Annotated in this window: 23 protein-coding genes; 9 read left to right on the top strand and 14 right to left on the bottom strand. The window is 54.7% G+C overall.

Features of this window, described 5'->3' with window-relative positions; all coding sequences use genetic code 11:
• The first annotated feature begins 165 nt into the window (after window positions 1-165).
• On the top strand, window positions 166-768 hold the full coding sequence (locus B2R48_RS14720; RefSeq protein ID WP_297001847.1) for a hypothetical protein: 603 nt from the start codon (window positions 166-168) through the stop codon (window positions 766-768).
• A 72-nt stretch (window positions 769-840) separates the two neighbouring features.
• On the opposite strand, the gene B2R48_RS14715 is transcribed toward B2R48_RS14720, so the two are convergent.
• On the bottom strand, window positions 841-1,377 hold the full coding sequence (locus B2R48_RS14715; protein ID WP_297001845.1) for a dihydrofolate reductase family protein: 537 nt from the start codon (window positions 1,375-1,377) through the stop codon (window positions 841-843).
• Window positions 1,378-1,425: 48 nt separating this feature from the next.
• Here B2R48_RS14715 and B2R48_RS14710 point away from each other — a divergent pair, with 48 nt between their 5' ends.
• Window positions 1,426-1,986: a hypothetical protein gene (locus B2R48_RS14710; RefSeq protein ID WP_297001842.1), complete on the top strand. Its 561-nt coding sequence runs from the start codon at window positions 1,426-1,428 to the stop codon at window positions 1,984-1,986.
• A 7-nt stretch (window positions 1,987-1,993) separates the two neighbouring features.
• Here the strand turns inward: B2R48_RS14710 and B2R48_RS14705 are convergent, their stop codons facing one another.
• Together B2R48_RS14705 and B2R48_RS14700 are read right to left on the bottom strand one after the other, a co-directional pair.
• Window positions 1,994-2,755 carry an alpha/beta fold hydrolase gene (locus B2R48_RS14705; protein ID WP_297001839.1) on the bottom strand — a complete coding sequence of 254 codons (762 nt, stop codon included), beginning with the start codon at window positions 2,753-2,755 and terminating at the stop codon, window positions 1,994-1,996.
• On the bottom strand, window positions 2,752-3,312 hold the full coding sequence (locus B2R48_RS14700) for a hydrolase (RefSeq protein ID WP_297001889.1): 561 nt from the start codon (window positions 3,310-3,312) through the stop codon (window positions 2,752-2,754). The genes B2R48_RS14705 and B2R48_RS14700 overlap by 4 nt, the downstream gene beginning before the upstream one ends.
• A 211-nt stretch (window positions 3,313-3,523) precedes the next feature.
• On the opposite strand from B2R48_RS14700, the gene B2R48_RS14695 reads away from it, so the two are divergent.
• The gene (locus tag B2R48_RS14695) at window positions 3,524-4,123 is read left to right on the top strand and encodes a DEAD/DEAH box helicase (protein WP_297001837.1); all 600 of its coding nucleotides are present in this window, start codon (window positions 3,524-3,526) and stop codon (window positions 4,121-4,123) included.
• A 282-nt stretch (window positions 4,124-4,405) separates the two neighbouring features.
• On the opposite strand, the gene B2R48_RS14690 is transcribed toward B2R48_RS14695, so the two are convergent.
• Window positions 4,406-4,927, bottom strand: coding sequence for an ATP-dependent zinc protease (locus B2R48_RS14690; RefSeq protein WP_045423808.1), 522 nt, complete (start codon window positions 4,925-4,927; stop codon window positions 4,406-4,408).
• Between the two features lie 144 nt (window positions 4,928-5,071).
• Here B2R48_RS14690 and B2R48_RS14685 point away from each other — a divergent pair, with 144 nt between their 5' ends.
• The gene (locus B2R48_RS14685; RefSeq protein ID WP_297001822.1) at window positions 5,072-6,928 is read left to right on the top strand and encodes a DEAD/DEAH box helicase; all 1,857 of its coding nucleotides are present in this window, start codon (window positions 5,072-5,074) and stop codon (window positions 6,926-6,928) included.
• Between the two features lie 79 nt (window positions 6,929-7,007).
• Here the strand turns inward: B2R48_RS14685 and B2R48_RS14680 are convergent, their stop codons facing one another.
• Together B2R48_RS14680 and B2R48_RS14675 are read right to left on the bottom strand one after the other, a co-directional pair.
• Window positions 7,008-7,454 (bottom strand): Rrf2 family transcriptional regulator, encoded by a 447-nt coding sequence (locus tag B2R48_RS14680; RefSeq protein WP_062957798.1) that lies wholly within the window; start codon window positions 7,452-7,454, stop codon window positions 7,008-7,010.
• A gap of 4 nt (window positions 7,455-7,458) precedes the next feature.
• The gene (locus B2R48_RS14675) at window positions 7,459-7,959 is read right to left on the bottom strand and encodes a GNAT family N-acetyltransferase (protein ID WP_062957797.1); all 501 of its coding nucleotides are present in this window, start codon (window positions 7,957-7,959) and stop codon (window positions 7,459-7,461) included.
• A 461-nt stretch (window positions 7,960-8,420) separates the two neighbouring features.
• Here B2R48_RS14675 and B2R48_RS14670 point away from each other — a divergent pair, with 461 nt between their 5' ends.
• Window positions 8,421-8,900 carry an Lrp/AsnC family transcriptional regulator gene (locus B2R48_RS14670; protein WP_062957796.1) on the top strand — a complete coding sequence of 160 codons (480 nt, stop codon included), beginning with the start codon at window positions 8,421-8,423 and terminating at the stop codon, window positions 8,898-8,900.
• 113 nt (window positions 8,901-9,013) lie between these two features.
• Here the strand turns inward: B2R48_RS14670 and B2R48_RS14665 are convergent, their stop codons facing one another.
• A complete protein-coding gene (locus B2R48_RS14665; RefSeq protein WP_297001813.1) occupies window positions 9,014-10,351 on the bottom strand; it encodes an MATE family efflux transporter in 1,338 nt (445 codons plus the stop codon).
• Window positions 10,352-10,946: 595 nt separating this feature from the next.
• Here B2R48_RS14665 and B2R48_RS14660 point away from each other — a divergent pair.
• The 3 genes from B2R48_RS14660 (at window position 10,947) to B2R48_RS14650 (ending at window position 15,616) form a co-directional block, all read left to right on the top strand.
• On the top strand, window positions 10,947-11,645 hold the full coding sequence (locus tag B2R48_RS14660) for an alpha/beta hydrolase (protein ID WP_297001810.1): 699 nt from the start codon (window positions 10,947-10,949) through the stop codon (window positions 11,643-11,645).
• A gap of 316 nt (window positions 11,646-11,961) precedes the next feature.
• Complete coding sequence (locus tag B2R48_RS14655; protein WP_297001807.1) at window positions 11,962-13,662, top strand: methyl-accepting chemotaxis protein; 1,701 nt, start codon at window positions 11,962-11,964, stop codon at window positions 13,660-13,662.
• Window positions 13,663-13,915: 253 nt separating this feature from the next.
• Entirely contained in the window at window positions 13,916-15,616 is a 1,701-nt protein-coding gene (locus tag B2R48_RS14650; RefSeq protein ID WP_297001804.1) for a methyl-accepting chemotaxis protein, read from the top strand.
• 92 nt (window positions 15,617-15,708) lie between these two features.
• Here B2R48_RS14650 and B2R48_RS14645 read toward each other — a convergent pair whose 3' ends face one another.
• From B2R48_RS14645 to B2R48_RS14615, 7 genes are all read right to left on the bottom strand, one after another.
• Complete coding sequence (locus B2R48_RS14645; protein WP_297001801.1) at window positions 15,709-16,287, bottom strand: YceI family protein; 579 nt, start codon at window positions 16,285-16,287, stop codon at window positions 15,709-15,711.
• Window position 16,288: 1 nt separating this feature from the next.
• The gene (locus B2R48_RS14640; RefSeq protein WP_297001798.1) at window positions 16,289-16,843 is read right to left on the bottom strand and encodes a cytochrome b; all 555 of its coding nucleotides are present in this window, start codon (window positions 16,841-16,843) and stop codon (window positions 16,289-16,291) included.
• A gap of 94 nt (window positions 16,844-16,937) precedes the next feature.
• Window positions 16,938-17,531, bottom strand: a complete 594-nt coding sequence (locus B2R48_RS14635; RefSeq protein ID WP_213472697.1) for a YceI family protein — start codon at window positions 17,529-17,531, stop codon at window positions 16,938-16,940.
• 311 nt (window positions 17,532-17,842) lie between these two features.
• Complete coding sequence (locus B2R48_RS14630; protein ID WP_062957788.1) at window positions 17,843-18,292, bottom strand: DUF2155 domain-containing protein; 450 nt, start codon at window positions 18,290-18,292, stop codon at window positions 17,843-17,845.
• Window positions 18,293-18,300: 8 nt separating this feature from the next.
• Entirely contained in the window at window positions 18,301-18,552 is a 252-nt protein-coding gene (locus B2R48_RS14625; protein ID WP_062957787.1) for a hypothetical protein, read from the bottom strand.
• A 140-nt stretch (window positions 18,553-18,692) separates the two neighbouring features.
• On the bottom strand, window positions 18,693-19,145 hold the full coding sequence (mlaD, locus tag B2R48_RS14620) for an outer membrane lipid asymmetry maintenance protein MlaD (RefSeq protein WP_062957786.1): 453 nt from the start codon (window positions 19,143-19,145) through the stop codon (window positions 18,693-18,695).
• Between the two features lie 189 nt (window positions 19,146-19,334).
• Window positions 19,335-19,697 (bottom strand): NADH:ubiquinone oxidoreductase subunit NDUFA12, encoded by a 363-nt coding sequence (locus tag B2R48_RS14615; RefSeq protein ID WP_062957785.1) that lies wholly within the window; start codon window positions 19,695-19,697, stop codon window positions 19,335-19,337.
• 928 nt (window positions 19,698-20,625) lie between these two features.
• Between B2R48_RS14615 and B2R48_RS14610 the strand changes: the two genes are divergently transcribed.
• A complete protein-coding gene (locus B2R48_RS14610; RefSeq protein ID WP_062957784.1) occupies window positions 20,626-24,333 on the top strand; it encodes a vitamin B12-dependent ribonucleotide reductase in 3,708 nt (1,235 codons plus the stop codon).
• Window positions 24,334-24,367: the final 34 nt, after the last annotated feature.

Here is a 24,367-nt window from a genome sequence, read left to right as displayed (position 1 = left end):
AACCGCCAGCCGGCCCCAGTCATCCCGCCGTGTTTTAGTAGCCGCTTGTGAATAATGTCACTTTAAAGTTGCAAAATAGCCGTGTCGGACGTGACTTTGGACGTTTTCAGACAATATCTAGGTCATTGAGCGAATGATGGTCGAATACATCAAAGGAACATTCCAATGAATTCGAAGACACCTAAGCTTATGAAAAACAGGGCCAATCGTTTTCTGTCATTGGCCTCGGCGGCTACCGGGGCCCTGTTGCTGGCCGGGTGTAGCATCGCCGCAATCGAGCGCGCGAACTATAACGTTTCCGAAGTCGAAAGCTTCAGATCCTCTGGCGCACCAAATGACGTCATGATGCTTGAAGTGGTTGATGCTGATAACACCTTCCCGGACGATTTCTGGACGGATGCCCTGTCAAACCATGGTTACCCGCGCCTGTATTTCGTAACCGACCCGGCTGACGCAGATAGCAATGTAACGATCAAACCGGAAAGCCGTCTGGTCGTTGTCGTCGCCCCGGAACAGGCAACAATGCGCGGCAAACTGTGTACCGACCCACAATCGGTGGGCACACGTGACCCCGACAGCAATGTGTCTGTTCGCTTTGGCTTCTGCGTTGGTGACAAGATCATCTCGGAAACCCGGGGACACTTTAACAACGATAAGCTTGCCGAACAGATCGACGGTAATGCTGATATCATCGTTCACCAGCTTTTCCCGCGCAACATGCTCAAGACCGGTGACAGGCACTGCAGCCCGTTCTTGCCAAGCTGCTAGATGTTGGAAGGTAGCTCAGATGAGTGCACCGACAAACCGAGCACTCCTGAGCTGCCGCACTATCCGTCCCGGTTAACCTGTTGGTGAGAAGCGGTAATGCAACCGCACGCATCCGCGATCAAGCATTTGCGTGCTGATCAGTGTCGGACTGCCGCGAAACCCTGTCTGTGGGAAAAGCGGCGTTCCGCCACCAAGCATCTCCGGCATGATGTAAATTTCGATCTCGTCCAGGGCTTCGCGTTCAATAAACGCCATTTGCAGCTTTCCACCGCCGAGCATCCAGACGTCCCCATCGTCAAAGGCACGAAGCTCAGAGATCAATGCGCCAATTTCACTGCGCACTTCAATATCCCCGACTGGGTTATCAATCGGACGGGATGTGACCACAAACACCCGCTTTCCATGATAGGGCCATTCTGACGGTTGGTTGGCAACAAAGTCATACGTCCCGCGCCCCATCACCACGGTTTGAATACGTTTGAGGAACTTGTTGTAGTCGTAAGCACCAAGATCCATTCCGTCATATGCAAACAGCCAATCAAGACTGTCATTTTTGTCCGCAATCATTCCATCAAGACTGGTTGCGATATATCCAACAATTTTTGCCATGCCCAAATCTCCATTGAATTATAAATGAATATACGTTTATAAATAGCCATGGCAAGAAACAAGACAATTCCCGACAGTCAGGTGCTCGACACCATCTTTGAAACCGTGCTCGAAACCGGCCCGTCAAACCTGACGTTTGCACAGGCGTCAAAAGCCTGCGGTCTTTCACCTGCCACACTTGTGCAACGCTACGGCACACTTGATGGACTGGTCCTTGCAGTTTTGCTCCGCGCTTGGGACCGGCTTGATGTTGAAACGCATGCTGCGGATCAGGAAGAATCCCTAAGCCCTGATGGTGCGATCGAAATTCTGCTGCGCCTGATGCCTGCCGAAACAGCAGAACGGGACACAACCAATGGCTTGCTGGTTCTGCACGAAGACATCCGCAATCCGGAACTTCGTAAACGCGGGGCCGCTTGGGGACATCAGCTTGCTGAAATACTTGGCCGCCGTCTCTCAGACCGCCCCGAAGAAGGAAAAAAGCTTGGCTGGCAAATGGCCAGCATATGGCAAGGGGCACACATATGGTGGGCTTTTACCCGTGAACTGCCTGCCGATCAGACAATCCGCGAAATTCTCGAAGAATGGGTCGCCCGCACCATCAAATAATCCCGCCCTACCGTGCGAGAAGACCACCCAACGCGCAGGCAAAAAGTTCCGGTTGTTCAAGCGGCACATAATGCCCCGCCCCCACAATCTCGTGATAAGTCGCACCGGGAATGGCATCGGCCATCTCCCGGTGACTTTCAGGGCTTATGATTCGGTCATGCGTGCCGACAACAACGCTGCATGGCACGGCAATATTGCCAAGATCGGCCATACTGTCCGGGCGGCGCGCTACGGCATTATTTTGCCGCTTGAACACCCCTGCCCCACATGCATCCCCCATGGCTTTCAGCAATCCGACGAGCGCCGCATCATTGCGGTTCTCGGGATGAAGCATTTCATCAAGCATGCCGTCATTGACCGCCACAAATGGCTCCCTGGCCGCGACAATCCGCGACAGCAACAAACGCCGCCGTCGCACCGCATCGCTGTCGGCGGTTGCCCTTGTATTGACCAGCATCAGGTGACTGACACGTTCCGGGGCCTGGCGCAGGATTTCAAAGGCGGCATACCCGCCCATCGACATTCCCACCAGCGCAAAGCGATCAGGTGCGGTGCCGAGTACTGCAGACGCCATGTCTGCAACTGTGTCCTGATCAAACAACTCGCAAAACACCGGGATCAGTCCGGGTTTGGCCAGGTCGTCAAGTTCGTCATATGCGGCAATTGCCGGATGCCACATGCGCTGATCGGCCAGCATCCCGGACAAAAACACAACGGGCACGCCATCACCATTGGCGTGCCCGGCATCTTTCCTTGAAGGCGAACTCATTTAATCAGCGCACTCAGTTCCTTGAACTCGGGCGTTCCGGCCACACGCAGCCATTCGAACATCACGCTTTCACGGGTCACGATTTTTGCCCCGGCATCACGCATCCGCTCAAGCCCGAAAATCTTGTCCTGCTGGCTGCGCGATGTCACCGCATCGGCCACCACATATACCTCGCGCCCGCGTTCAATCAGATCCATGACGGTCTGCAAAACACAGACATGGGTCTCCATGCCCGCGACCACCACCTGGTCCCGGCCCGGGTTCTCTTCCATCTTCTCGATAAAACCGTCAGCAGGAATGGCGGAAAAAGCGACCTTGGAAACAACATTTCCACCGTCTGAACAAACACCGGGCTTTTCGAGAAGTTCGACAATCTGTTTGGCGGTATGCCCCAGCCCCTTTGGGTACTGTTCTGTGACCGTCACCGGTACGCCAAGCCGATTGGCACATTTCACCAGAAAACAGCAATTGGCGATGATCTGTTCGGGCTCCTGACAAGCCGGATAGAGCTTTTCCTGAACGTCGATTATCAGCAAACTTGAACGTGTTGCGTCCATCAGCACTGTTTTTCTCCCCAAAAAGCATTTGTAATGACAGGGTACGCTGTCAAATTGTTGCAAACAAGTCTCTCAAAGACCTCAGAATGGGTTTTCGAGGGCAAATAAGCGGCGTTTTTCTTGACTTAATTAAGGCTTGGCTTTACGACGCAATCAGATTTTTAGCGATCCGCTTCACCTTAACGCATTTCATTGCGGGAAAACGAACCATATGAATTTCGCCGATCTCGGTCTGAGCGAAGATATCCTCAAAGCCGTCGCAGATGCCGGCTACGACACCCCAACCCCGATCCAGGCCCAAGCTATTCCGTCGGTGCTGATGGCACGCGACATTCTGGGCTGTGCGCAAACGGGTACGGGCAAAACGGCCAGCTTTACCCTGCCGATGCTTGACATCCTTCATCACGGTCGCGCCCGCATGCGGATGCCGCGTTCCATCATTCTGGAACCCACCCGTGAACTGGCCACCCAGGTTGCTGCGAACTTTGACACCTACGGCAAATATATCTCGCTTTCAAAAGCCCTGATCATCGGCGGTGAATCGGCTGCCGAGCAAAGCAAGGTTCTTGAAAAAGGTGCGGATGTCATCATCGCGACGCCGGGCCGACTGATCGATACGTTTGAGCGCGGCAAACTGCTGCTGTCTGATTGCAAACTGCTTGTGATCGACGAAGCCGACCGCATGCTCGNNAGCGAAATGGAACCCAATCTTTCGAGCCGCTTGCCGCGCGCAGAGGATCATTATTACCTGACCCAGCGGTCACGAAACAAAACAAGCGTTGAACTAGGGTTTCTAATCCTCGAATACTAGCTACTAAACAGATACCGGAAATAATAAAAGCGTAAGACGACTTATATTTATCTTTCGCATAGGGCCTAAAGATCAGAGCAGTAATAATATGCGCGAATTAAATAACACCCGAAGATTATGATTAGATTACAAGCCGAGTCAGGCTCGCTGACGATAATAGTCGTTAATACGCATCGCTAAGTGCCCTTCTGATTGCGACAAACCATAGGGGTCAAATGGGTGCGTCGGGCGCGGGAGGCTATTACCATCCGCGCCCGCTTGGCTCGCAGGAAGCGAGCCGAACTAGCAGGTGGGACGCCCAGCCGTATATTTCTGGGCAGGGTCAATTGCCGCTTCCAGGTCGCGAATCGCCGTCGCACCTATCAATAGCGGATAACGGAAGTGGCTACGGTCGGTCAGGTTGACCTCGGTTTCGCGTAGCTGGTCACCGATGCATAACTGCATCTCGACAACCGGCCGCTCGGCTACATCCGGCCCACGCTCCACATCGGTGTCGTCGTCCGGGTCGACCGCCTCTTCTTTGCGGGTCTTGATTTCGGCGATACGCGCCAGCCGATGCTCATATAGCGTGTCGTCAGCGCCTTCGACTGCCAGGCGGAATCTCACCCAGTCTTCACCATCTCGTTCGAAGCGTTCGATATCGCGTGCCGACAGCGAAGCCGTCATGGCACCGGTGTCCATCTTCGCCTTGAGGGTCTTGCCGAGGTCTTCGATCTTGATCTGCTCATAGCGGCCGAACAGCGTTGGCTCAGCGGCAACGGCGGGAAGGGTTAAAGCGCTCAATAGCAACAACAAACGGGACAAAACGGCCTCCTGACTCTGTATTGACTTCAGTGGGACCGGCTGTCGCCGCGATCCGTTCCGCCCGTGGTGCCGGGCCATCGGCAGCACGCGTGGATGCGGGCCGCCTGTTAGACTGCGCCTCACTTTTTCTAGCAGATCAATACCGTGCCCAGTTCAGCCTTCGCCACCCTGCCCCTCAGCCCTGCAACGCTGGCCAACCTCGACGCGCTCGGCTATGCCGAAATGACGCCGATTCAGGCGCAAAGCCTGCCGGTCATGCTTAAAGGTATGGACCTTATCGCGCAGGCGAAGACCGGCAGCGGCAAGACCGCCGCCTTCGGTATTGCCCTGCTGGAACCAATCAACCCGCGCTATTTTGGCTGTCAGGCGCTGGTGCTTTGCCCGACCCGCGAGCTGGCCGATCAGGTCGCCAAGGAACTGCGCCGGCTGGCGCGCTCGGCAGATAACATCAAGATCCTGACGCTTTGCGGCGGCGTGTCCATCGGCCCGCAGATCGGTTCGCTGGAACACGGCGCCCATATCATCGTCGGCACGCCTGGGCGCGTTCAGGAACACTTGAAGAAGGGCTCACTGAAACTCGACGGCCTGAACAAGCTGATCCTCGACGAAGCCGACCGCATGCTCGACATGGGCTTCATCCCCGACATCGAAAAAATCGTCAAGATGCTGCCGACACAGCGCCAGACGCTTTTCTTCTCGGCGACCATGCCCAAGGAAATCAAGCGCCTTGCCGACAAATTCCTGTCAAATCCCAAGGAAATCACCGTCTCCCCGCCCTCGACCATGGCGACCACGGTTGAACACAAACTTGTTGTTCTCGACGACTTTGACAAACGCGAAGCCCTGCGTCGCCTGATCCGCGCCGAAGATGTCCGCAACGCCTTTGTGTTCTGTAACCGCAAAAAAGACGTCGACATCCTTTACAAGTCGCTGACCAAGCACGGCTTCAATGCCGGTCGCATGCACGGGGATCTGGCACAAAGCGAACGTACCGAAACACTGGCAAAGTTCAAATCCGGCGAGATCACCCTTCTGGTCTGTTCCGACGTTGCCGCACGCGGTATCGACGTTTCTGACGTATCGCACGTCTTTAACTTTGATGTCCCGTTCAACGCCGAGGATTACGTGCACCGTACCGGTCGTACCGGCCGCGCGGGTCGCAATGGCAAGGCCTTTACGCTGGCCGTGCCCGAAGACGGCAAACTGGTCGCGGCGATCAACAAGACCATCAATATGGACATCCCGCTGACCGAACTTGACGGCATTGAAACGCTGGAGCTGGACTTTTCCGGCAAGAAGCGCCGCAACAAGAAAAGCCGCAAGCCAAATAACCGCGATGACCGTTCCGCCCGTCCGGCAAAGTCGGACAAAAAGGACGCCGCACCGGAAAAGGCAGCTCAGCCACAGCCTGAAGCGCCAAAACAGCCGGAAGCACCAAAGCAGAAAGACGCCGAAACGCCCAAGGCACCGGCACGTGACGCCCAGAACAACAAGGGCAATAACGACCGGAACAATGATCGCAACAACCGGAATAACCGCAACAACCGTCGTGATCGTGATGACCGCGACGATAAAGCGGTTGTCGGCTTTGGCGATTACGTTCCAAGCTTCCTGCTGACCAAGGTCCCGGCCTCAAGCCTCGGCAAAAAAGCCACGGACGAGGAAGAAGCACCGAAGAAAACGACCCGGCGCAAAACAGCTGACAAGTCAAAGGCCGCAGCCCCGAAAAAGCCGCGCCGTTCGACCAGGAAAGCAGCTGCTGAAGAAACACCGGCAGAGGATAGCGCACCGGCACCGGAAGCAACCGAAGCACCGGCAGAAACCGCAAGCGAAACAACTTCTGAAGCCGCACCGGCCAAGGAAGTCAAAAAACGCACTCCGCGCCGTCCGCGCAAAAAAGCGGCGCCAAAATCAGATGCTGCAAAATCTGCTGACAACGCTTCAGAAGGTTCTGACGCGTCGCAGGCCCCGACACAGGCGCCCGCCGACAGCGAAAGCTAAACGCGTCCACAAGATCCCATCAAAAAGGCCGTCAGAACATTCTGACGGCCTTTTTTGTATCTGTAATTTGCTTGGCGGGTTAAACCGCGCGGAACAATCCGGTGGATGTCGGCTTTTCCGGGCGACGCTTGCGCATCAGCTTCAGCATCGTCTCGATCGTGATCGACAATAACGTGGCATGGGTGATTTCTTCGATTTCATCCATCACCAGCGTCAAGGCCGCCCCGGCATTGGTATCCTGCACAATACTGTTGGACGGGCTTGTGCCAACTTCTTCGAACAGCTGCACAACATCCAGAAGTGTCGTGCGTTTGGCATTACCACAGAAACGATAGCCGCCACCGGCCCCACGGACCGACTCAACCAGCCCCGCACGCCCCAGGTCGCGCAAAACCTTCGCCAGATGGTTGGTCGAGATATTGTAGCGTTCGGCAATTTCCGATGCCGAAAGCTGGCGGTCGGTATCTTCGGCCAGTTCCAGGACGGCATAGAGGGCAAACAACGTTGCCTTTTGCAAGGACATCATTGGCTTACTCCCCCTCTTCCATATCTGTTTCCAGTTGAATGAACGGCCCCGCCATCATGCCCTGTGCGCGGAAGAACGACATCAGATCGGTCGCATCGCGCGGGATCATGGTGCGGATCTTGGTCACCCCGGCGTTACGGAAACAGCGGCAGATTTCATCATAAAGGATCGTGCCAATCCCGCCCATGCGAAGATCCGGCTCGACACTGACCGTGCCGACCCAGCCACACGGGACAGAGTTAAATTCCCACGACCGGACTTCCCCAAAGATACAGCCCAGAAGTGTTCCGTTTTCCTCTGCAATCAGAAAGAAGCGGGAATCCTTGCGGTTGCCATAACGGGTAAACAGATCATCCCAGTAATCAGGCTTGCGCAACCCTGTGGTCCGGTCATCAAGATCGACAACATTGGGCAGGTCTGCTTCGACCGCCGGACGAATATTGATTTTGTGCTCGCCAATGGTAACCAGGTTATATCCCGGCGTGTTTTGCGCAGCGTCCACCATACGTGCCTTTCACTAATAGGCTGACATTGTCAGACAGTGTCAGCCTCCTCCGGCTCCCGGCAGGAGAGTAATCACAATCGAAATAAGTAAATTGGTACGATTATACTACACTGCCCGGATGGCACACGGCAATGATAAGTTCCGCTGCAGATGCTCACAAGCCTAGGCATTCCAACGAATTGAACGACATACTTGTATTGTCTGTTTGATGCAAGCACCTGCCATGTATTTTGCCCAAGAAATCCGGTGCTGTGCCCTGCAACACGATCACTGATAACGGCGCAAAAAATGCCCACTTTGACGACGCAAAGATTGACAGAAACGCGAAGTCATGGCTTATCGCGCAGCAGGAATTATGTACAGCCGGTCGGGTATTTGGCAAAATCCACCCTTCCGCAATTATAATTTCCAAGGGCGCATCTCGGCCCGGTTTCTTATCGTCCAAAGGAGTGTGGCACGCCATGGCGCGCAACGGTTTCGACGCAATTGATCGCAAAATTCTTCGTGAAATTCAGGAAGATGGTCGAATCTCCATGGTCGAACTGGCTGACAAGGTCGGCCTGTCCGTGTCGCCCTGCCTGCGTCGCCTGCGCAAGCTCGAAGAAATCGGTGTCATCCGCAAATATGTCGCCCTGCTTGATCCGGCGCATCTGCAACTCGGTGTAAACGTATTTGTCACCGTGTCGCTGACCCAGCATGACGAACCGTCGCTGCGCCGTTTTGAAAGTGCGGTACAGGAACATCCGGAAATTGTTGATTGCTACGCCATGGTCGGCAATCAGGATTACATGATGCGCATTGTCGTGCCCGATCCGGCCGCCTATCAGCGTTTCCTGTCCGAAGTCATGATGAAGCTGCCCGGTGTTGCCAACATGAAATCAAGCTTCACCCTGCACGAAGTCAAAAACAGCACCACCCTGCCCGTTGCCGACGCCGACTGACATCACATCGTTTCCTGCCATCACGAATGTGACAGCGATACAACCCAATCTGCCGCCGTCATCCCCGCGAAGGCGGGGACCTTGATCAACGCGTGCCGAACCTGAAAAGCGCGCTATGCCACAGCCTGACGCGGCTTGGGTATGATTGTCGGGAACAGCACCATCAGTGTCAGCCCGCGCAACAGGAAGAACCCGTTAAACGCCGCCCACAGGAAATGGTTGCTGCCCATCGTCACAGCCCACCAGGCAAATCCGGCATAAATCGCAACCGAGACCAGCATCATGTTGCGCCAGTGCTTGGTCTGCATCGCGCCCAAAAACACCCCGTCAAACTGAAAGCCCAGCACACCGGTCACCGGCAGGATCACGGCCCATATCAGGTATTCGTACGATGCTGTGCGGACCTCTGGAATACTGGTCAGGGCATCAATAATCCATGGCCCGGCAAGGGCAAACATGCCCGACATCACAATTGCCGACACAACGCTCCAGATCGTTGTCTTGCGTACCGCCCACATGAACTGTTTGCGCTTTTCCGCACCATAAGCCTGCCCGACAAGGGTTTCGGCCGCATGGGCAAAGCCATCAAGCGCAAAGGACCCAAACATCAGGAAGTTTTGCAAAACCGCATTGGCCGCAAGCGTGACTTCCCCGAACCGGGCAGAGAAACTGGTAAACAGCGCAAAGGCCGATGTCAGTGCCATTGTACGGATAAAGATATCCCCATTGATCTTCATCAGCCGCGCCAGTTGCCCGCGATCAAACAGGCCAATGCCGCGCCACGTCCCGCCCAGCCGCTTCAGATGTGGCTGCATCAGGAACCAGCCCAGGACAACACCGGAATAATCGGCAATCACCGTGGCCCCGGCCACCCCGCGCACGTCCCAGCCGAACCCTTGCACAAACAGGATATCAAGAATGATGTTCAGTGAGTTCAAGAACACCTGAAAAATGAACACTGCGCGGCTATCACGCATGGCAAGCAACCAGCCCAGCATGCAGTATTGCATCAGCGTCGCGGGCGATGCCCAGATCCGAACATGGAAATAGTCACGCGCTGCTGCCTCAACCGCAGGGGTCGGCGCAATCAGGGTCATGGCCAATTCAATGATCGGCCATTGCAACACCATCACGGCCAGACCGGCAACAACGGCAATCAGGGCCGCCCGGGCAAAAACCGCGCGAACCCCGTTCGCATCGCGACGGCCATAGGCCTGGGCAGCAAGCCCGGTGGTCGCCATGCGCAAGAAGCCAAAGCTCCAGAAAACATAGGAAAAGATCAGCGCACCAACAGCGACCGCACCGATATAATGTGGACTGTCAAGATGGCCGACCACGGCCGTGTCAACTGCGCCAAGCAACGGAACAGTCGCGTTAGACAAGATAATTGGCAAGGTCAACGCCAGAACACGTCGATCTCCCTTGCCGAACCAGCGGCGCGTTTGGTTCATCGGGACCTCGGGCTATGGATTGTGCTGTGGGGCATCCGGGCAAACCGGAAGATTTCTTGTTACACAGAATGCCGGGCGGCAAAAGCCGCCTTTTACTAACCGTCTGTCCAAAAAATCCACATCGTTAACTTTTTGGCCCAAGCTATGCAGCTTTCGCGCGATTTTTCACTTCAACCGCCAATGGGCCAAACCGAACATCACCACCCCTAAGAATAGCCCCGAACACGGGAAACAAGATAACCATATGATTTTATTGATTAAATTTGGCAGAAAAATATCGAAATATTTTAAATTAGAAAACCCGGAGATTTTATACCAAGGCATAGATAACCAAGACTGTTTCGCAACATACGAACCATTCAAAGGCTGAATTTCTGAGAATCACCCGTTCCATCCACAAAGTTATCCACAGCCTCTAGCCATATGGGGATTTCCGCCTGGCGGCACGCTTTCTTCCGCCCGGTTTGCCAACAAAAAATGCTGGTGGTCCGTGGGCTGCATTGCTAGGGTCAGCGCAAATCTGAACGACCATTCAAACCAAATTAATAGGTCCTGACCCTGAGCAAGGGACACGGGAAAATCAGGAAAAGCATTTATGAGCACAGATACCCTACTCTCCGGACCAACCGTCCCGGCCGCCTCAGGCACGACCAAAAGCGTCGTTATTTTGCTGCATGGCTATGGCGCAGACGGCAATGACCTGATCGGTCTGGCACCACATCTGGCGCGCGCCCTGCCCGACACCAGTTTCTATTCGCCCAACGCGCCATTCCCGTGCGAAATGTCCCCCTTCGGACGCCAGTGGTTTAGCCTGGCCGAATATGATCCGGAATTTCTGCGCCGCGCCCCGGAAACAATGTCTGGCGCCCTTGCCGCCATGGCCGAAGGTGCCCGCAAAAGTGCGGCTTATGTCGATGATTTCATTGATCACGTGATGGAAACCCATGGCGTGACTGCCGACAAGGTCGCGCTGGTTGGCTTTTCACAAGGCACAATGATGTCGCTGCAGACCGCACCGCGCCGTGAAAACCAGATTGCCGGGGTTGTCGGTTTCTCAGGTGCACTTCTTGGCGAACAGGCCTTCGCGGCGGAAATCAAGTCCCGCCCGCCAATGGTGCTGGTCCATGGCACCGCCGATCCGGTCGTGCCGATCGAGGCATCCCGTCTTGCCAAGGAAACCTTGGCTGCAAATGACATAGAAGTCAGCCTGCACGAACGCCCCGGCCTGCAACACGGCATTGATGAAGAAGGGCTTGGCATTGCCAGCAACTTCCTGATCAAACAATTGCGCTGATCAGGCATCTCCCTGCCCCAGTTCTTATAAAAAAAAAGCACCTTTCTTAACCGTCAGGTGCTTTTTTTATGACTGATCGTTCCAACATATGAGCGTCGATACGTTATTTCACGCGTTTGATATCTGCGCACCCAACCATAAATCGGTTTGCCCCCAACGTGTTACGAATGGTCGGCCAACAGAAAATTGGTGCAGTCGCCGAAAATCATACCTATACTTTTTTACAGCTTTGGCCATTAACCCATACGAAAGAACAGATCTTTGAATAGGTTTGTGCGCTTTGGCTCGGGGAATAACAAGAAAACGGGAACGGATCATGCTTCAGAACATACGAATTGGCCAGAAAGTCGCCAGTTTATCCTTGCTGTCTCTGATTGCCTTGCTGGCGATTGCAGCACTTGAGCTTCAAACATTGCGCAACGGGATGCTTGAAGACCGCAAAGACAAAATTCAGGCAACTGTTTCAATGCTGGTGACGGCTGCCCAGTCCTATCAGGATCGCGTTGGCAGCGGCGAACTTACACAAGAAGAAGCAACGGACGAATTTTACCGCTGGAGCACAGCGGCAAGGTTTGATGAGGGAACTGGCTATTTCTTTGCCTATGACGAAAGCGGCATTAACAAGTTGCACGGCGCCAAACCGTCGCTGAACGGCACGGATATGAGTCAGGTCAAAGACCCGACCGGCAACTTTATTGTGCAGGATCTTCTTGCGGCCGCGCAAAACCCCGAAGGTGGTTTCTTCTCCTATTACTGGCCAAAGCCCGGTGAGCCCGAAGACCAACTGTTCGAGAAATTGTCCTATTCCGCCATGCTCCCCTGGGGCCACGCCATCGGCACCGGTATCTATATTGACGATGTTGATGCCGCGTTCTGGGAACAGGCGGTCTTTTTGCTGGTGATCATTGCAATTGTTGTTGCCCTGATGATCGTGTTCTCACTTGCGATCGGGCGTAATATTACCGGTGGACTGAATAAACTTTCCGCCCGAATGACCGAAATCGCCGGCGGCAAGCTTGAAGGCGAGATCGAAGGTCAGGAACGTGGCGACGAAGTGGGTGATATGGCCCGCACGGTTGTCGCCTTCCGTGAACAGGCACTGGAAAATCAGGCACTTCAGAACCGCCAGAAAGAACTGGAAGCCCAGGCAGACAAGCAACGCCGTCAGGACATTACCGATATGGCCGACAGCCTTGAAAGTCAGGTCAAGGGCCTCATCCGCGCGATTGGTGGTTCCATTACAGATATGAAGAAGGCCACTTCCACGATGGAAGAAGCCAGCAACACCAACAGCTCGCTCTCTGCTGCCGTGGCATCTGCCACCACGCAGACATCGACCAACGTACAGACCGTGTCAGCCGCGACCGAGGAACTGACCGCGTCCAGTGATGAAATCGCCCAGCAGATTTCCCAATCCGCCCAGGTCGCCAATCAGGCCAACGAACAAGCCACGCGCACCAACAAGACCGTCACGGGGCTGGCCGATGCGGCCCAGAAAATTGGCGATGTCGCAAAGCTGATCGGGGATATCGCCGAGCAGACCAACCTTCTGGCGCTGAATGCCACGATTGAGGCCGCGCGTGCCGGTGACGCCGGCAAAGGCTTCGCCGTGGTGGCAAGCGAGGTCAAAAACCTTGCCAACCAGACCGCCAAGGCGACCGAGGAGATCAACCAGCAGATCCTCTCGGTTCAGAATGAAACCGGCGAAGCGGTCGAGGCGATCCGCCTGATTTCCGAAACCATTGCCCAGGTCGCTGACAGCTCTACCGCCATTGCCGCAGCCGTTGAAGAACAGCATGCCGCAATCGGCGAGATTTCGCGTAACGTTCAGCAAGCTGCTGACGGCACCAGCGAAGTCTCCCAGCGCATCGAAACGGTCAATGAAAATGCCGGTCGTGTGTCTTCGGGCACCAGTCAGCTTGCCCATTCGGCGGAAAAACTGGTCGAAGAAGCACAGTCCCTTGACGAAGCTGTCGAAAACTTCCTTGCCGACCTGCGTAAACGCGCAACCGACTAAACAACTTGATCGACATATCTTTGCATGAAGGCCGGGGCTTATAGCCCCGGCCTTTTTTGTGCTTCGACAAAGGCTTAGGGCTTTCACAGAAGATGAAAAGCATACCGGCCTTGTCGTTTGGGTGCGCCGTTGCCATTTCTAACCTATACCCTGAAACCTACACTTTAGAATAATACGACTTGCACTAAAGATGAATGCAAACCATTATATTTTTATATTTTAATTCAACAACCGCATTGAGCGGAGGAAACAAATGCTTGGCAACATGAAAATCGGCTACAAGATCGTTGTCTTGTCAGTCATCGCTTTATTGGGTGTGATCGTGATCGGGGCCCTGCAGCTCTCGACCCTTCGCGACTCAATGCTCGAAGACCGCAAAGACAAGATTCGTTCAACCACCAACTACATCACCTCAATCGCACAATTCTATCAGGACAAGGCAGATGCTGGCACTCTGACACAGGAAGAAGCCATCAGTCAGTTCTACGAGGTTGCCGCCGCAGGCAAATATGACGGCAACATCGGTTACTTCTTTGTCTTTGCCACAGATGGCATGACCGAAATGCACGGTGCCAAGCCTTCACTTGTTGGCCAAAGCCTGAACAATGCGCAGGATTCCCAGGGTAACTACTTCATCCGTGAACTGATTGCGGCCGGCAACCAGCCCGGCGGTGGTTTTTCGTCCTATCACTGGCCAAAACCCGGCGAGGATGAAAATCTCACATTTGAAAAACTCTCCTATGCGGAACCACTTCCATGGGGCTCGATCATCGGCACAGGCATCTATATTGATGATGTCGATGCAGCCTTCCGTGAACAGGCGACCTTTGTCGTCATAATTGGCGGTGTGATCCTGCTGGTCATGATCTTTGTCGGTCTTGCCATCGGGCGCGATATCACCGGCGCACTCAAAACCCTTGCTGAACGCATGCGTGTCATTTCAAGCGGCGATCTTGAAGGCAGTATCGAAGGCCAACAACGCAAGGATGAAGTCGGTGACATGGCGCGCACCGTGGTCTCCTTCCGCGAACAGGCCCTTGAAAACCTCAAGCTTCAGGATAAACAGCGCGCGCTAGAAGAAGAAGCCGAAGAGAAACAGCGTAAAGCCCTGATGGAAATGGCGGATTCTCTTGATAAGCAGGTTAAGGGATTGATCAACTCGATCTCCAACTCGATCAAGGAAATGCAAGCCGCGACCGACGAAATGCGCAACGCGACCAACATGAACAGCGAACTGACCGGTGCGGTATCGACCGCAACGACCCAAACATCAAGCAATGTTCAAACGGTCTCGGCCGCAACAGAGGAACTCTCGGCATCTTCTGATGAAATCGCCCAGCAGATTGCAAATTCTGCCTCTATTGCAAACCGCGCCAATGACGAAGCCACGCGCACCAATGAAACGGTTACAGGTTTGTCCGAAGCCGCCCAGCGCATTGGCGACGTCGCAAGCCTGATCGGCGACATCGCCGAACAGACAAACCTCCTTGCCCTTAACGCCACCATCGAGGCCGCCCGAGCCGGTGATGCTGGCAAAGGCTTTGCCGTTGTGGCAAGCGAAGTCAAAAACCTCGCCAATCAGACCGCCAAGGCGACCGAGGAAATCAATCAACAGATCCTTGCGGTTCAGAACGAAACCACCGAGGCGGTTGACGCCATCCGCCGGATTTCCGAAACCATAGCCCAGGTGGCAGACAGCTCGACCGCGATTGCCGCAGCGGTCGAGGAACAGCACGCCGCCATCGGTGAAATCTCACGCAGTGTCCAACAGGCAGCCGACGGGACGCGCGAAGTGTCCGAGCGCATCGAAACCGTCAATGACAATGCTGGCAAAGTGTCATCTGGCACCAATCAGCTCGCCAGTACGGCCGAAAAGCTGGTGTCCGAAGCCGTCGCCCTTGATGACGCGGTCGAAGCCTTCCTCGATAACCTGCGCAAAAGCGCCGCAAGCTAGGCAAAAACATAAAAAAGCAGGACACGCGCAAACAAAACCGCCCCGGAGATCATCCGGGGCGGTTTTTCTGTGGGTCTTTAAGACAGCGCAGCTTATGGGCGCTTGGCTTCGATATCAATTTCGATGGTGACCGGATCGCCGACCTGGGACGTATCGGCCCACTGCCCCTGACCGACGCCAAAGTCGGTCCGGTTAATGGTCACCGTGCCTGTGGCCTTGGCCTCGTTGCCCTCGATCTCAAGATCAAACGGCAAAATGACTTCGCGGGTTACATCGCGGATGGTCAGGTCGGCAACCGCCTCGTACTGGCCCGGCGCGGTTTCGCTGAACGACTTGGTTTCGAATTTGGCAGTTGGCCATTGCGCAGCATCGAACCAGTCGGGCGAAACAATCTGACTGTCGCGATCCCCATTTGCGGTATCAACCGACGCAATATCGATCAGAACCTTTACCGACGATCCGGCAAGATCATCAGGTGAAAACACGATCTCGGCGGTGAAGGATTTGAATTCGCCTTCGAACGCAGCGCCAAGCTGGGTGCCGGTAAATTCAATCTCGCTGTCGCCAGCTTCGACCGCCCATGGGTCGGCTGCCCATCCGGCTCCGGAAAAACCGGCGATGGTGGTGGCAAGGGCCAGTGCAGGCAACGTTTTTCGCGTTATCTGAAACATGTCAGTTTTCCTCGATTTTGCCGGGCAGCATGCGTCGCAAGGTGGCGTCACAATCCCAGAAATGATGTTTAAGGGCTGCCAGAATGTGAACGCCGACCAGACCGGCAACAGCCCAGGACAACAGCCAGTGCACGGTACGCAGCGTTTCAAACAGTTCCTGATTGGGCGAAACAAGGTTGGGCAAGGTAAACAGGCCATAGACACTGACCGGGAAATTTGCCGCCGACGACATGGTCCAGCCCGTCAAGGGCATGGCAAACATCAAAAGATACAGCCCAAGATGCCCCGCCTTCGCCGCCAGCCGTTCGATCCGCGTTTTACCAAGCCCCTCTGGTGTGGGTTCTCGATGACGCCAGATCACACGCAGGATCACCAGTGCCAGCACTGTCACCCCAAGTGACTTGTGGCGCGAAATCCATTCCAGCTTCTCCATACCCAGCGGCAGGAGATCCATGTACCAGCCAATCGAAAAAACGCTGATGACCAAAAGTGCCATCACCCAATGGATGGTCTTGGTCACCGCGCCAAAGGCATTTTTTGTGCTACGGAGTGTCATAACCGGCTTTCCTTGCTGCCTGTGCAGGCCCGAAAGGTGAACGTGCGCTGCAGCATTGCCACCACAGCGCACGTCGGAAATCCAGAATTGCGGATTACTTCTGCTTCAGGAATTCAGAAGAAATCTGGAGTTCTACTTCGTCACCAACGCCACCGATCAGGTAGTCCATGCCGTACTGGGAACGGATCACGGTACCGTTTGCAGAGAAACCAACAACGGCGTCGCCGGTCATCGGGTGTTCGCCTTCACCGGTCAGGACGACGTCAAGAACCAGCGGCTGAGTCTGGCCAAGAAGGGTCAGATCGCCGGTCACGGTTGCGGCATTGTCGCCAACCAGTTCGACCGAAGTGCTGGTAAAGGTTGCGGTCGGGAAGTTTTCCACATCAAGGAAATCGGCGGTTTTCATATGGTTATCAAGGGCTTCAACACCACTATCTACCTGATTAAGGTCAATGGTGATGGTGGCCGAAGATGCCGACGGGTTTTCACGGTCAAGGGTCAACTCGCCGCTGGTCCCGCCAAAACGACCCTGGAAGTCGGAGAAACCAAGATGGTTCACGATGAAAATAACGCTGGTGTGGGTCGGGTCTAGTTTATAGGTATCCGCTGCCTGGGCCGAAAAAGCCGCACCCGAAAGACCTGCAACAACTGCCAGCGCGACACCGGCTTTCTTGATCGAATTAAACATCTTATTTTCCCTCTTGTTCACATGGCGCAAACATCGTTGCGCTGCAATAAATCGTGAACTGAGGATGACAGGGTGACGGGTTCCTCTCAAGCCAGCGATACCGCAACATATATTTTCTAATTTGGAAACAATCAGAAGAACATTCGCCATATTCTTGACGATTTCGGCCCAATCATCAGATAGCCGCGCACCATTAAAAGCAGGCTTTCTGCGGCGCACAGATGGATCTGGTGCCTTGGGGTAAAAACACGCGCACCCGCCCGAAAGTCAGCTTGTTGCCATTTTGGGGGTGATCGCCGTATAGGCTTGTTTTATGGCTGTTCTGGTGCGGCCTGACCTTGCGGGGCAGTAGCGCCCTCTTCCGCCTCGGCACCTGACGGATCAAAACATTCCTTGAGCCACACGTCATAGACCGGGTGTTCAAGTGCGGACAAACCCGGACTTGATGCAAACATCCATCCTGAAAACAGCGGTGTACGTTCCCCATCACCATCATCGCGAATGTCTGCGATATCAAGGAAGGTCGCACTTTCCGGGCGTTCTTCCGGCGGCGTGCGATAACAGGCATCGACCCGAATTTCGAGCGTCCCGAAACTGGCCGTGCGCCCCACCGGCACCTCGAAGGTCGAAATACGGGCGGTGATTTTATCAAGCCCCTGCAACTGGGCAACCGGGGCGGGACGATAATCAAGCGCCGAAGACGCTGTTCCGATCATTGCACATGTCGAACAAATCGCGGCAATCGCAAAGGATCGTTTCATTGTGGTCTTCAGTCCTGTTTGTCGCTTGTATCGTTTTTGGCATACGGATTATGCAGTTCGGCCACCAGATCGTGCATCACATTGCGGAACTGCTCTTCGTCACAGCCCATCAAAAGTGCATCTTCAAGCGCATCCTGCATGATTTCGCGCAGTTCACCGAAATTGTCATTGAGCACCTTGATCTTTTCCACGCACGAAAGCGGCGAACCATCACTGGCCTGCCAGGTGGGGAAGTGATCAATATTTTCGGTCTTTTTCATCAACCGCTCCGACATTCTGTGATGACAGGGTTGTGCGGAACATCCCCTGCCCTTGCCTTATCTGTACCACACCCTGCGATGCAAACCGGGCAAAAACATGGCTGGCAATCGCTGGCTGACAACCATTGCCCTTACACGGTTCAATTATCGCTGTTGGTCGAGGAATAGATAACCTGACCAATCAAATCTTCAAGGTTTACCGACCCTTGGGTGTATTCGATTTCACCGCCAGCTTCGATCATGTCGATATCCCCGCCCGGCTCAAGCGCAACAAACTTGCCGCCAAGCAACCCGTCCGACGCAATCTTGGCCGAACTGTCAAGCGGCAATGCCAGATCAGGCTGCACCGACATTCTGACAACCGCCATATAGGTATCGGGATCAAGTTCCTGTGCCGTAACGGTACCGACCTTGACACCTGAAACACGGACATCATTGCCAACAACAAGACCATCAATACGGTTGAAACTGGCCATGATCTCATAGCCTTCCACCGTATTGATTCCGGCGCGTGAATAGGAATAGGCCGCAAATCCAACCGCGACCGCAATTACGGCCGCACCGGCAATGGTTTCAATCAGTCTGTTGCTCATAGACCTTATCCGTTCTGTATCTCTTTGAGACTTAGGGTCAATACCTTATACTGTATTGCCCCGTCCCGAAAAACAACCACTCAAAAGACAACCGTTCAAAACGGGCCAGCGCCAACACCATTCCGTTACAAAACACAAACGGGCGCGAGTTGCCCCGCGCCCGCCTGAAATCGGAATTCTTTTGAATGATCAGCCTTCCGGCGACCATGCCTGATAATCGCCGGTCGCTTCCGGGCGCTTGCCGCCGCTATATTCGTGGCCTTTCGGGCGATAGGCATATTTGGTGCCGGTCAGGTTCGGCAGATGATCTTTCTGCCAGTCATAACGGTCTTCGGCCTTGTCCGACAGCGGCGCATCAACAGTGTAATGCAGCCAGGCATGCCATTCGGCCGGAACCTTTGATCCTTCGGCGACACCTTTGTAAACAACCCAACGCTTGGTGCGACGACCCTTTGCCGGAGTCTTTTCGGTGTAATAGGTATTGCCGAAACGGTCTTCGCCAACGCGCTTGCCAAACAGCGCAGTATAAATACGGGTGCCGACGGTGGCCATGTTGGGTCTCTCTCCAGATCTGGTTTGTCCGCCCGAAATTCGGGAAGGCGGCAAAAGGCAGCGCAGGCTGTTTGGTCATACAGCCCCTCAATCAAGTGACTTATATGTCGTGATGTTCGTGGAAAGTCAATGTTTCAAGCCCGCCACACAGGACAAACTGCGGACAAAACCGGTGCAAGGCCACACTTGCGCAAATCACCGTCCCCGACCTTGCCCGATAGTGTCTTGAAACAACCCACAACTGCTTGTAGGGCGACGACTCTTTGATCCATCTAGATCTGGGGGCTTTGTCCACCTGCTTATCCACAACGCGCCCCATATATGTAGTAGCCCAGGATCCTTGCTATCCCTACCTTTGCGCCCGCACCAAAAAGAAGACTTTAACATAAATATCAAACTGTTATCATTGGTTCCCATGCTAGGAAAAACAACGAAACGCACTGATTTTCGCTTCGCACTGGAAATGGAACGAAATCCGCGTTAGCTTGATCCTGCGTTGTGTGGGCACCTCTCGTTGCCACACAATATGTAGTCCGAGTCTTAGGACCAACATACAATCATGCTGCGACACGAAGCGCAGTTTTCCGGGCCTTCCGGAGCGATTCAGAGATTGTTAACGAGAATCCCACCAGCATCGAATCAGCAAGACAGCAATCGACCCACTAGATGTTGTGGTAAAAATCACTGTCAACCACAAAGATTAGTGGACTGAGGCGAAATTTTGCCATTATAGTCTTCCCCACGGACCGGCTGGTTCCAAGGGGGGACCAACACCACCGACTACCCATAATTGCGAAGCTCTGGAAACGTCGGAAAATATCGACGTCGGGGGCGGCGCAAGAGCATTGAGCAAACTATATAAAGTCAGGCGATGTTGGCGCATCACCCGTAAGCGCCCTGTCACGTCTGATCACAACCGGAGCAGACCATGCGGATCACCAGAAAATTCACCCAGGAAGGTGTCAGCCCGTACGCTGACATAGAGTTTCGTAAGCTAACATCTGTCATCAAAAACCCGGATGGTTCGGTTGTTTTTGAGATGAAGGACATTGACATGCCCGCTTCCTGGTCTCAGGTGGCGAGCGATGTTCTGGCGCAGAAATACTTCCGCAAGGCTGGTGTTCCGGTCGCGCTCAAACCGGTTAAGGAAAAGGACGTCCCGTCCTGGCTGTGGCGTCAGACTGCTGACACCGCCAAGCTCAACAAGATGCCGGCCGAAAAACGCTATATCAGCGAAACCAGCTCGACCCAGGTCTTTGACCGTCTGGCTGGCACCTGGACCTATTGGGGCTGGAAAGGCGGCTATTTTGACGCCGAGTCCGATGCGCAGGCGTTCTTTGACGAAATGCGTTACCAGCTCTCCCACCAGATGGGTGCGCCGAACTCTCCGCAGTGGTTCAACACCGGTCTTCACTGGGCATATGGCATTGATGGCCCGGCTCAGGGTCACTCCTATGTTGATTACAAAACCGGCGAACTGACCAAATCGGCCAGCGCATACGAACATCCGCAACCGCATGCCTGCTTCATTCAGTCTGTCGCCGATGACCTTGTAAACGAAGGCGGCATCATGGATCTCTGGACCCGTGAAGCCCGTCTGTTCAAATTCGGTTCCGGTACCGGTTCGAACTTCTCCAACGTACGTGGTGAAGGCGAAACCCTGTCCGGTGGTGGTCGTTCTTCCGGCCTGATGAGCTTCCTGAAAATTGGTGACCGTGCAGCTGGCGCGATCAAGTCGGGTGGCACCACCCGCCGTGCTGCGAAAATGGTTGTGGTTGATATCGACCACCCGGACATCGAAGAATACGTAAACTGGAAAGTCGTCGAAGAGCAGAAAGTTGCTGCCCTTGTCGCCGGTTCCAAACTGGCTGAAAAGCACCTGACACAGGTTCTGGCTGCTTGCACCAACTGGGACGGTGCCGCTGACTCCGAGGACCGCTTCCTGCCGCGCGCCAACCCGCAGCTCAAAGAAGCTGTGCTGGCAGCCCGCGCAGTGATGATCCCGGATTCCTATATCAACAAGATCATCGAATTCGCCCGTCAGGGCTTCACCGAAATCAGCTTCAAGACCTATGACACCGATTGGGACTCCGAGGCATACCTGACCGTTTCCGGTCAGAACTCGAACAACTCTGTTCGTGTGTCGAACGACTTCCTGCAGGCTGTTCTTGATAACGGTGACTGGGAACTGATCCGTCGTACCGACGGCAAGATTGCCAAGAAAATCTCCGCACGTGACCTGTGGGAAAAAGTCGGCGAAGCTGCCTGGGCTTGTGCAGATCCGGGCATCCAGTACGACACCACGATCAACGAATGGCACACCTGCCCGAACTCGGGTCGCATCAATGCGTCCAACCCGTGCTCGGAATACATGTTCCTTGACGATACCGCATGTAACCTCGCATCGCTGAACCTGATGAACTTCCGTTCTGATGATGGCGGCGTGGATATCGAGGCTTACGAACATGCTGTCCGCCTGTGGACCGTTGTTCTCGAAATCTCGGTTCTGATGGCACAGTTCCCGTCTGATCGTATTGCGGAACTCTCCTATCGCTATCGTACCCTTGGTCTTGGCTATGCCAACATTGGCGGCCTGCTGATGAGCATGGGTATTTCCTATGACAGCGACGAAGGCCGTGCGATTGGCGCGTCTCTGACCGCAATCATGTGTGGCGTGTCCTATGCCACCTCGGCTGAAATGGCCAGCGAACAGGGTGCGTTCCCGGGGTATGCCGACAACGCCGAAGAAATGCTGCGTGTCATGCGCAACCATCGCCGTGCCGCACATGGCGAACAGGAAGGCTACGAAGGCCTGTCGATCAACCCGGTTCCGCTGGTTGCTGCTGATAGCCCCTATGCCGATCTTCCGGTTGCCGCACGTGCCGCTTGGGACAAGGCGGTCGAGCTTGGTGAAAAGCACGGCTACCGCAATGCCCAGACCACCGTTATCGCGCCAACCGGCACGATCGGTCTGGTCATGGATTGCGACACCACCGGCATCGAACCGGACTTCGCGCTTGTGAAGTTCAAAAAGCTTGCTGGCGGCGGTTACTTCAAAATCATCAACCGCACCGTTCCGGTTGCTCTGGCAACGCTCGGCTATACCGAAAACCAGATCCGCGACATTGAAAAATACGCGGTCGGTCACGGTACGCTCAAAGGCTCGCCGGCCATCACCCATGATGAGCTGAAGGCAAAAGGCTTTGACGATGATGCGATTGCCAAGGTTGAAGGTGCGCTGAAGAACGCATTTGACATCAAATTCGTCTTCAACAAATACACCTTTGGCGATGATTTCTGCGTCAACACGCTGGGTCTTGATGCCAAGGCAATCAACAGCATGGACTTTGACATGCTCGCAGCCCTTGGTTTCGACAAAAAACAGATCGAAGCAGCCAACACCTATGTTTGCGGTTCGATGACCCTTGAAGGTGCCCCGCATCTGCGCGACGAAGACCTGCCGGTCTTTGATTGTGCAAACCCGTGCGGCCGTATCGGCAAGCGTTACCTCTCAGCTGAAAGCCACATCCGCATGATGGCAGCGGCCCAGCCGTTCATCTCGGGTGCGATTTCTAAAACCATCAACATGCCAAGCAGCGCGAACATCCAGGATTGTAAAGACGCCTACATGCTGTCCTGGCGCCTGGGCCTTAAGGCAAACGCCCTGTACCGTGATGGTTCGAAACTCAGCCAGCCGCTCAACTCCGCACTGGTCGAAGAAGACGATTACGCCGATCAGCCGACCGCTGCCAAGGCAGCTCAGGCGTCCGAGCAGATCGTCGAGAAAATCATCGAACGCGTTGTCCGTGGCGACCGTCGTTCCCTTCCGGGCCGCCGCAAAGGCTACACCCAGAAGGCAACTGTTGGCGGTCACAAGGTTTACCTGCGTACCGGTGAATACGAAGACGGCAAGCTTGGTGAAATCTTCATCGACATGCACAAGGAAGGCGCTGCATTCCGCTCGCTGATGAACAACTTCGCAATCGCGGTGTCCATCGGCCTGCAGTATGGCGTGCCGCTCGAAGAGTATGTCGAAGCCTTCACCTTCACCCGCTTCGAGCCGTCCGGCATGGTTTCCGGTAACGATGCGATCAAGATGGCAACCTCCATCCTTGATTACATGTTCCGCGAACTGGCGATCTCTTACCTTGGCCGTAACGACCTCGCCCACGTTCAGCCGTCCGACATCCTGCCGGATGCGGTTGGCGAAGGTGTCGCCGAAGGTGACCTTGGTGAAACCGCCGAAAAGGCTGGTGATCAGGCGATTGAAACCATCCGCAAGGTGGCATCCAGCGGCTTCGTGCGTCGCAACCTCTATGTGGTTGACGGCGGTGTACAGACAGAAGAACGCGTCGTGGAAGTCAAATCCACCGGCACGGACGGTCACAATCACAACCACGAAACCACCGCAAGTGCTGCAACCACCGCGGCACCGTCAGCACCGCAAAGCAATGCGATCCTGTCCACCAGCGAAGAAGTCATCGCCAAAACCGATGCCAAGATGGACCAGATCCGTGAAGCCCGCATGAAGGGCTATGAAGGTGACGGTTGCCCGGATTGCGGTAACTTCACCCTGGTGCGCAACGGCACCTGCCTGAAATGTGACTCTTGTGGCGCGACCACCGGTTGTTCCTAAGGGGTCTTCCCCTTCCGAACATCTGATCTGATCA

It is taken from the genome of Thalassospira sp. UBA848 (genome assembly GCF_002295455.1).
In the GTDB taxonomy this organism is placed as follows: Bacteria; Pseudomonadota; Alphaproteobacteria; order Rhodospirillales; family Thalassospiraceae; genus Thalassospira.
The sequence above is the reverse complement of the archived record's forward strand: the minus strand, read 5'-3'. Positions and strand labels throughout refer to the sequence as shown.

Coding starts and splice junctions, on each gene's coding strand:
- B2R48_RS14720 (WP_297001847.1), top strand. CDS start 166: ATGAATTCGAAGACACCTAAGCTTATGAAAAACAGGGCCAATCGTTTT.
- B2R48_RS14715 (WP_297001845.1), bottom strand. CDS start 1,377: ATGGCAAAAATTGTTGGATATATCGCAACCAGTCTTGATGGAATGATT.
- B2R48_RS14710 (WP_297001842.1), top strand. CDS start 1,426: ATGGCAAGAAACAAGACAATTCCCGACAGTCAGGTGCTCGACACCATC.
- B2R48_RS14705 (WP_297001839.1), bottom strand. CDS start 2,755: ATGAGTTCGCCTTCAAGGAAAGATGCCGGGCACGCCAATGGTGATGGC.
- B2R48_RS14700 (WP_297001889.1), bottom strand. CDS start 3,312: ATGGACGCAACACGTTCAAGTTTGCTGATAATCGACGTTCAGGAAAAG.
- B2R48_RS14680 (WP_062957798.1), bottom strand. CDS start 7,454: ATGATGTCCTTGCAAAAGGCAACGTTGTTTGCCCTCTATGCCGTCCTG.
- B2R48_RS14675 (WP_062957797.1), bottom strand. CDS start 7,959: ATGGTGGACGCTGCGCAAAACACGCCGGGATATAACCTGGTTACCATT.
- B2R48_RS14670 (WP_062957796.1), top strand. CDS start 8,421: ATGGCGCGCAACGGTTTCGACGCAATTGATCGCAAAATTCTTCGTGAA.
- B2R48_RS14665 (WP_297001813.1), bottom strand. CDS start 10,351: ATGAACCAAACGCGCCGCTGGTTCGGCAAGGGAGATCGACGTGTTCTG.
- B2R48_RS14660 (WP_297001810.1), top strand. CDS start 10,947: ATGAGCACAGATACCCTACTCTCCGGACCAACCGTCCCGGCCGCCTCA.
- B2R48_RS14655 (WP_297001807.1), top strand. CDS start 11,962: ATGCTTCAGAACATACGAATTGGCCAGAAAGTCGCCAGTTTATCCTTG.
- B2R48_RS14650 (WP_297001804.1), top strand. CDS start 13,916: ATGCTTGGCAACATGAAAATCGGCTACAAGATCGTTGTCTTGTCAGTC.
- B2R48_RS14645 (WP_297001801.1), bottom strand. CDS start 16,287: ATGTTTCAGATAACGCGAAAAACGTTGCCTGCACTGGCCCTTGCCACC.
- B2R48_RS14640 (WP_297001798.1), bottom strand. CDS start 16,843: ATGACACTCCGTAGCACAAAAAATGCCTTTGGCGCGGTGACCAAGACC.
- B2R48_RS14635 (WP_213472697.1), bottom strand. CDS start 17,531: ATGTTTAATTCGATCAAGAAAGCCGGTGTCGCGCTGGCAGTTGTTGCA.
- B2R48_RS14630 (WP_062957788.1), bottom strand. CDS start 18,292: ATGAAACGATCCTTTGCGATTGCCGCGATTTGTTCGACATGTGCAATG.
- B2R48_RS14625 (WP_062957787.1), bottom strand. CDS start 18,552: ATGAAAAAGACCGAAAATATTGATCACTTCCCCACCTGGCAGGCCAGT.
- mlaD (WP_062957786.1), bottom strand. CDS start 19,145: ATGAGCAACAGACTGATTGAAACCATTGCCGGTGCGGCCGTAATTGCG.
- B2R48_RS14615 (WP_062957785.1), bottom strand. CDS start 19,697: ATGGCCACCGTCGGCACCCGTATTTATACTGCGCTGTTTGGCAAGCGC.
- B2R48_RS14610 (WP_062957784.1), top strand. CDS start 20,626: ATGCGGATCACCAGAAAATTCACCCAGGAAGGTGTCAGCCCGTACGCT.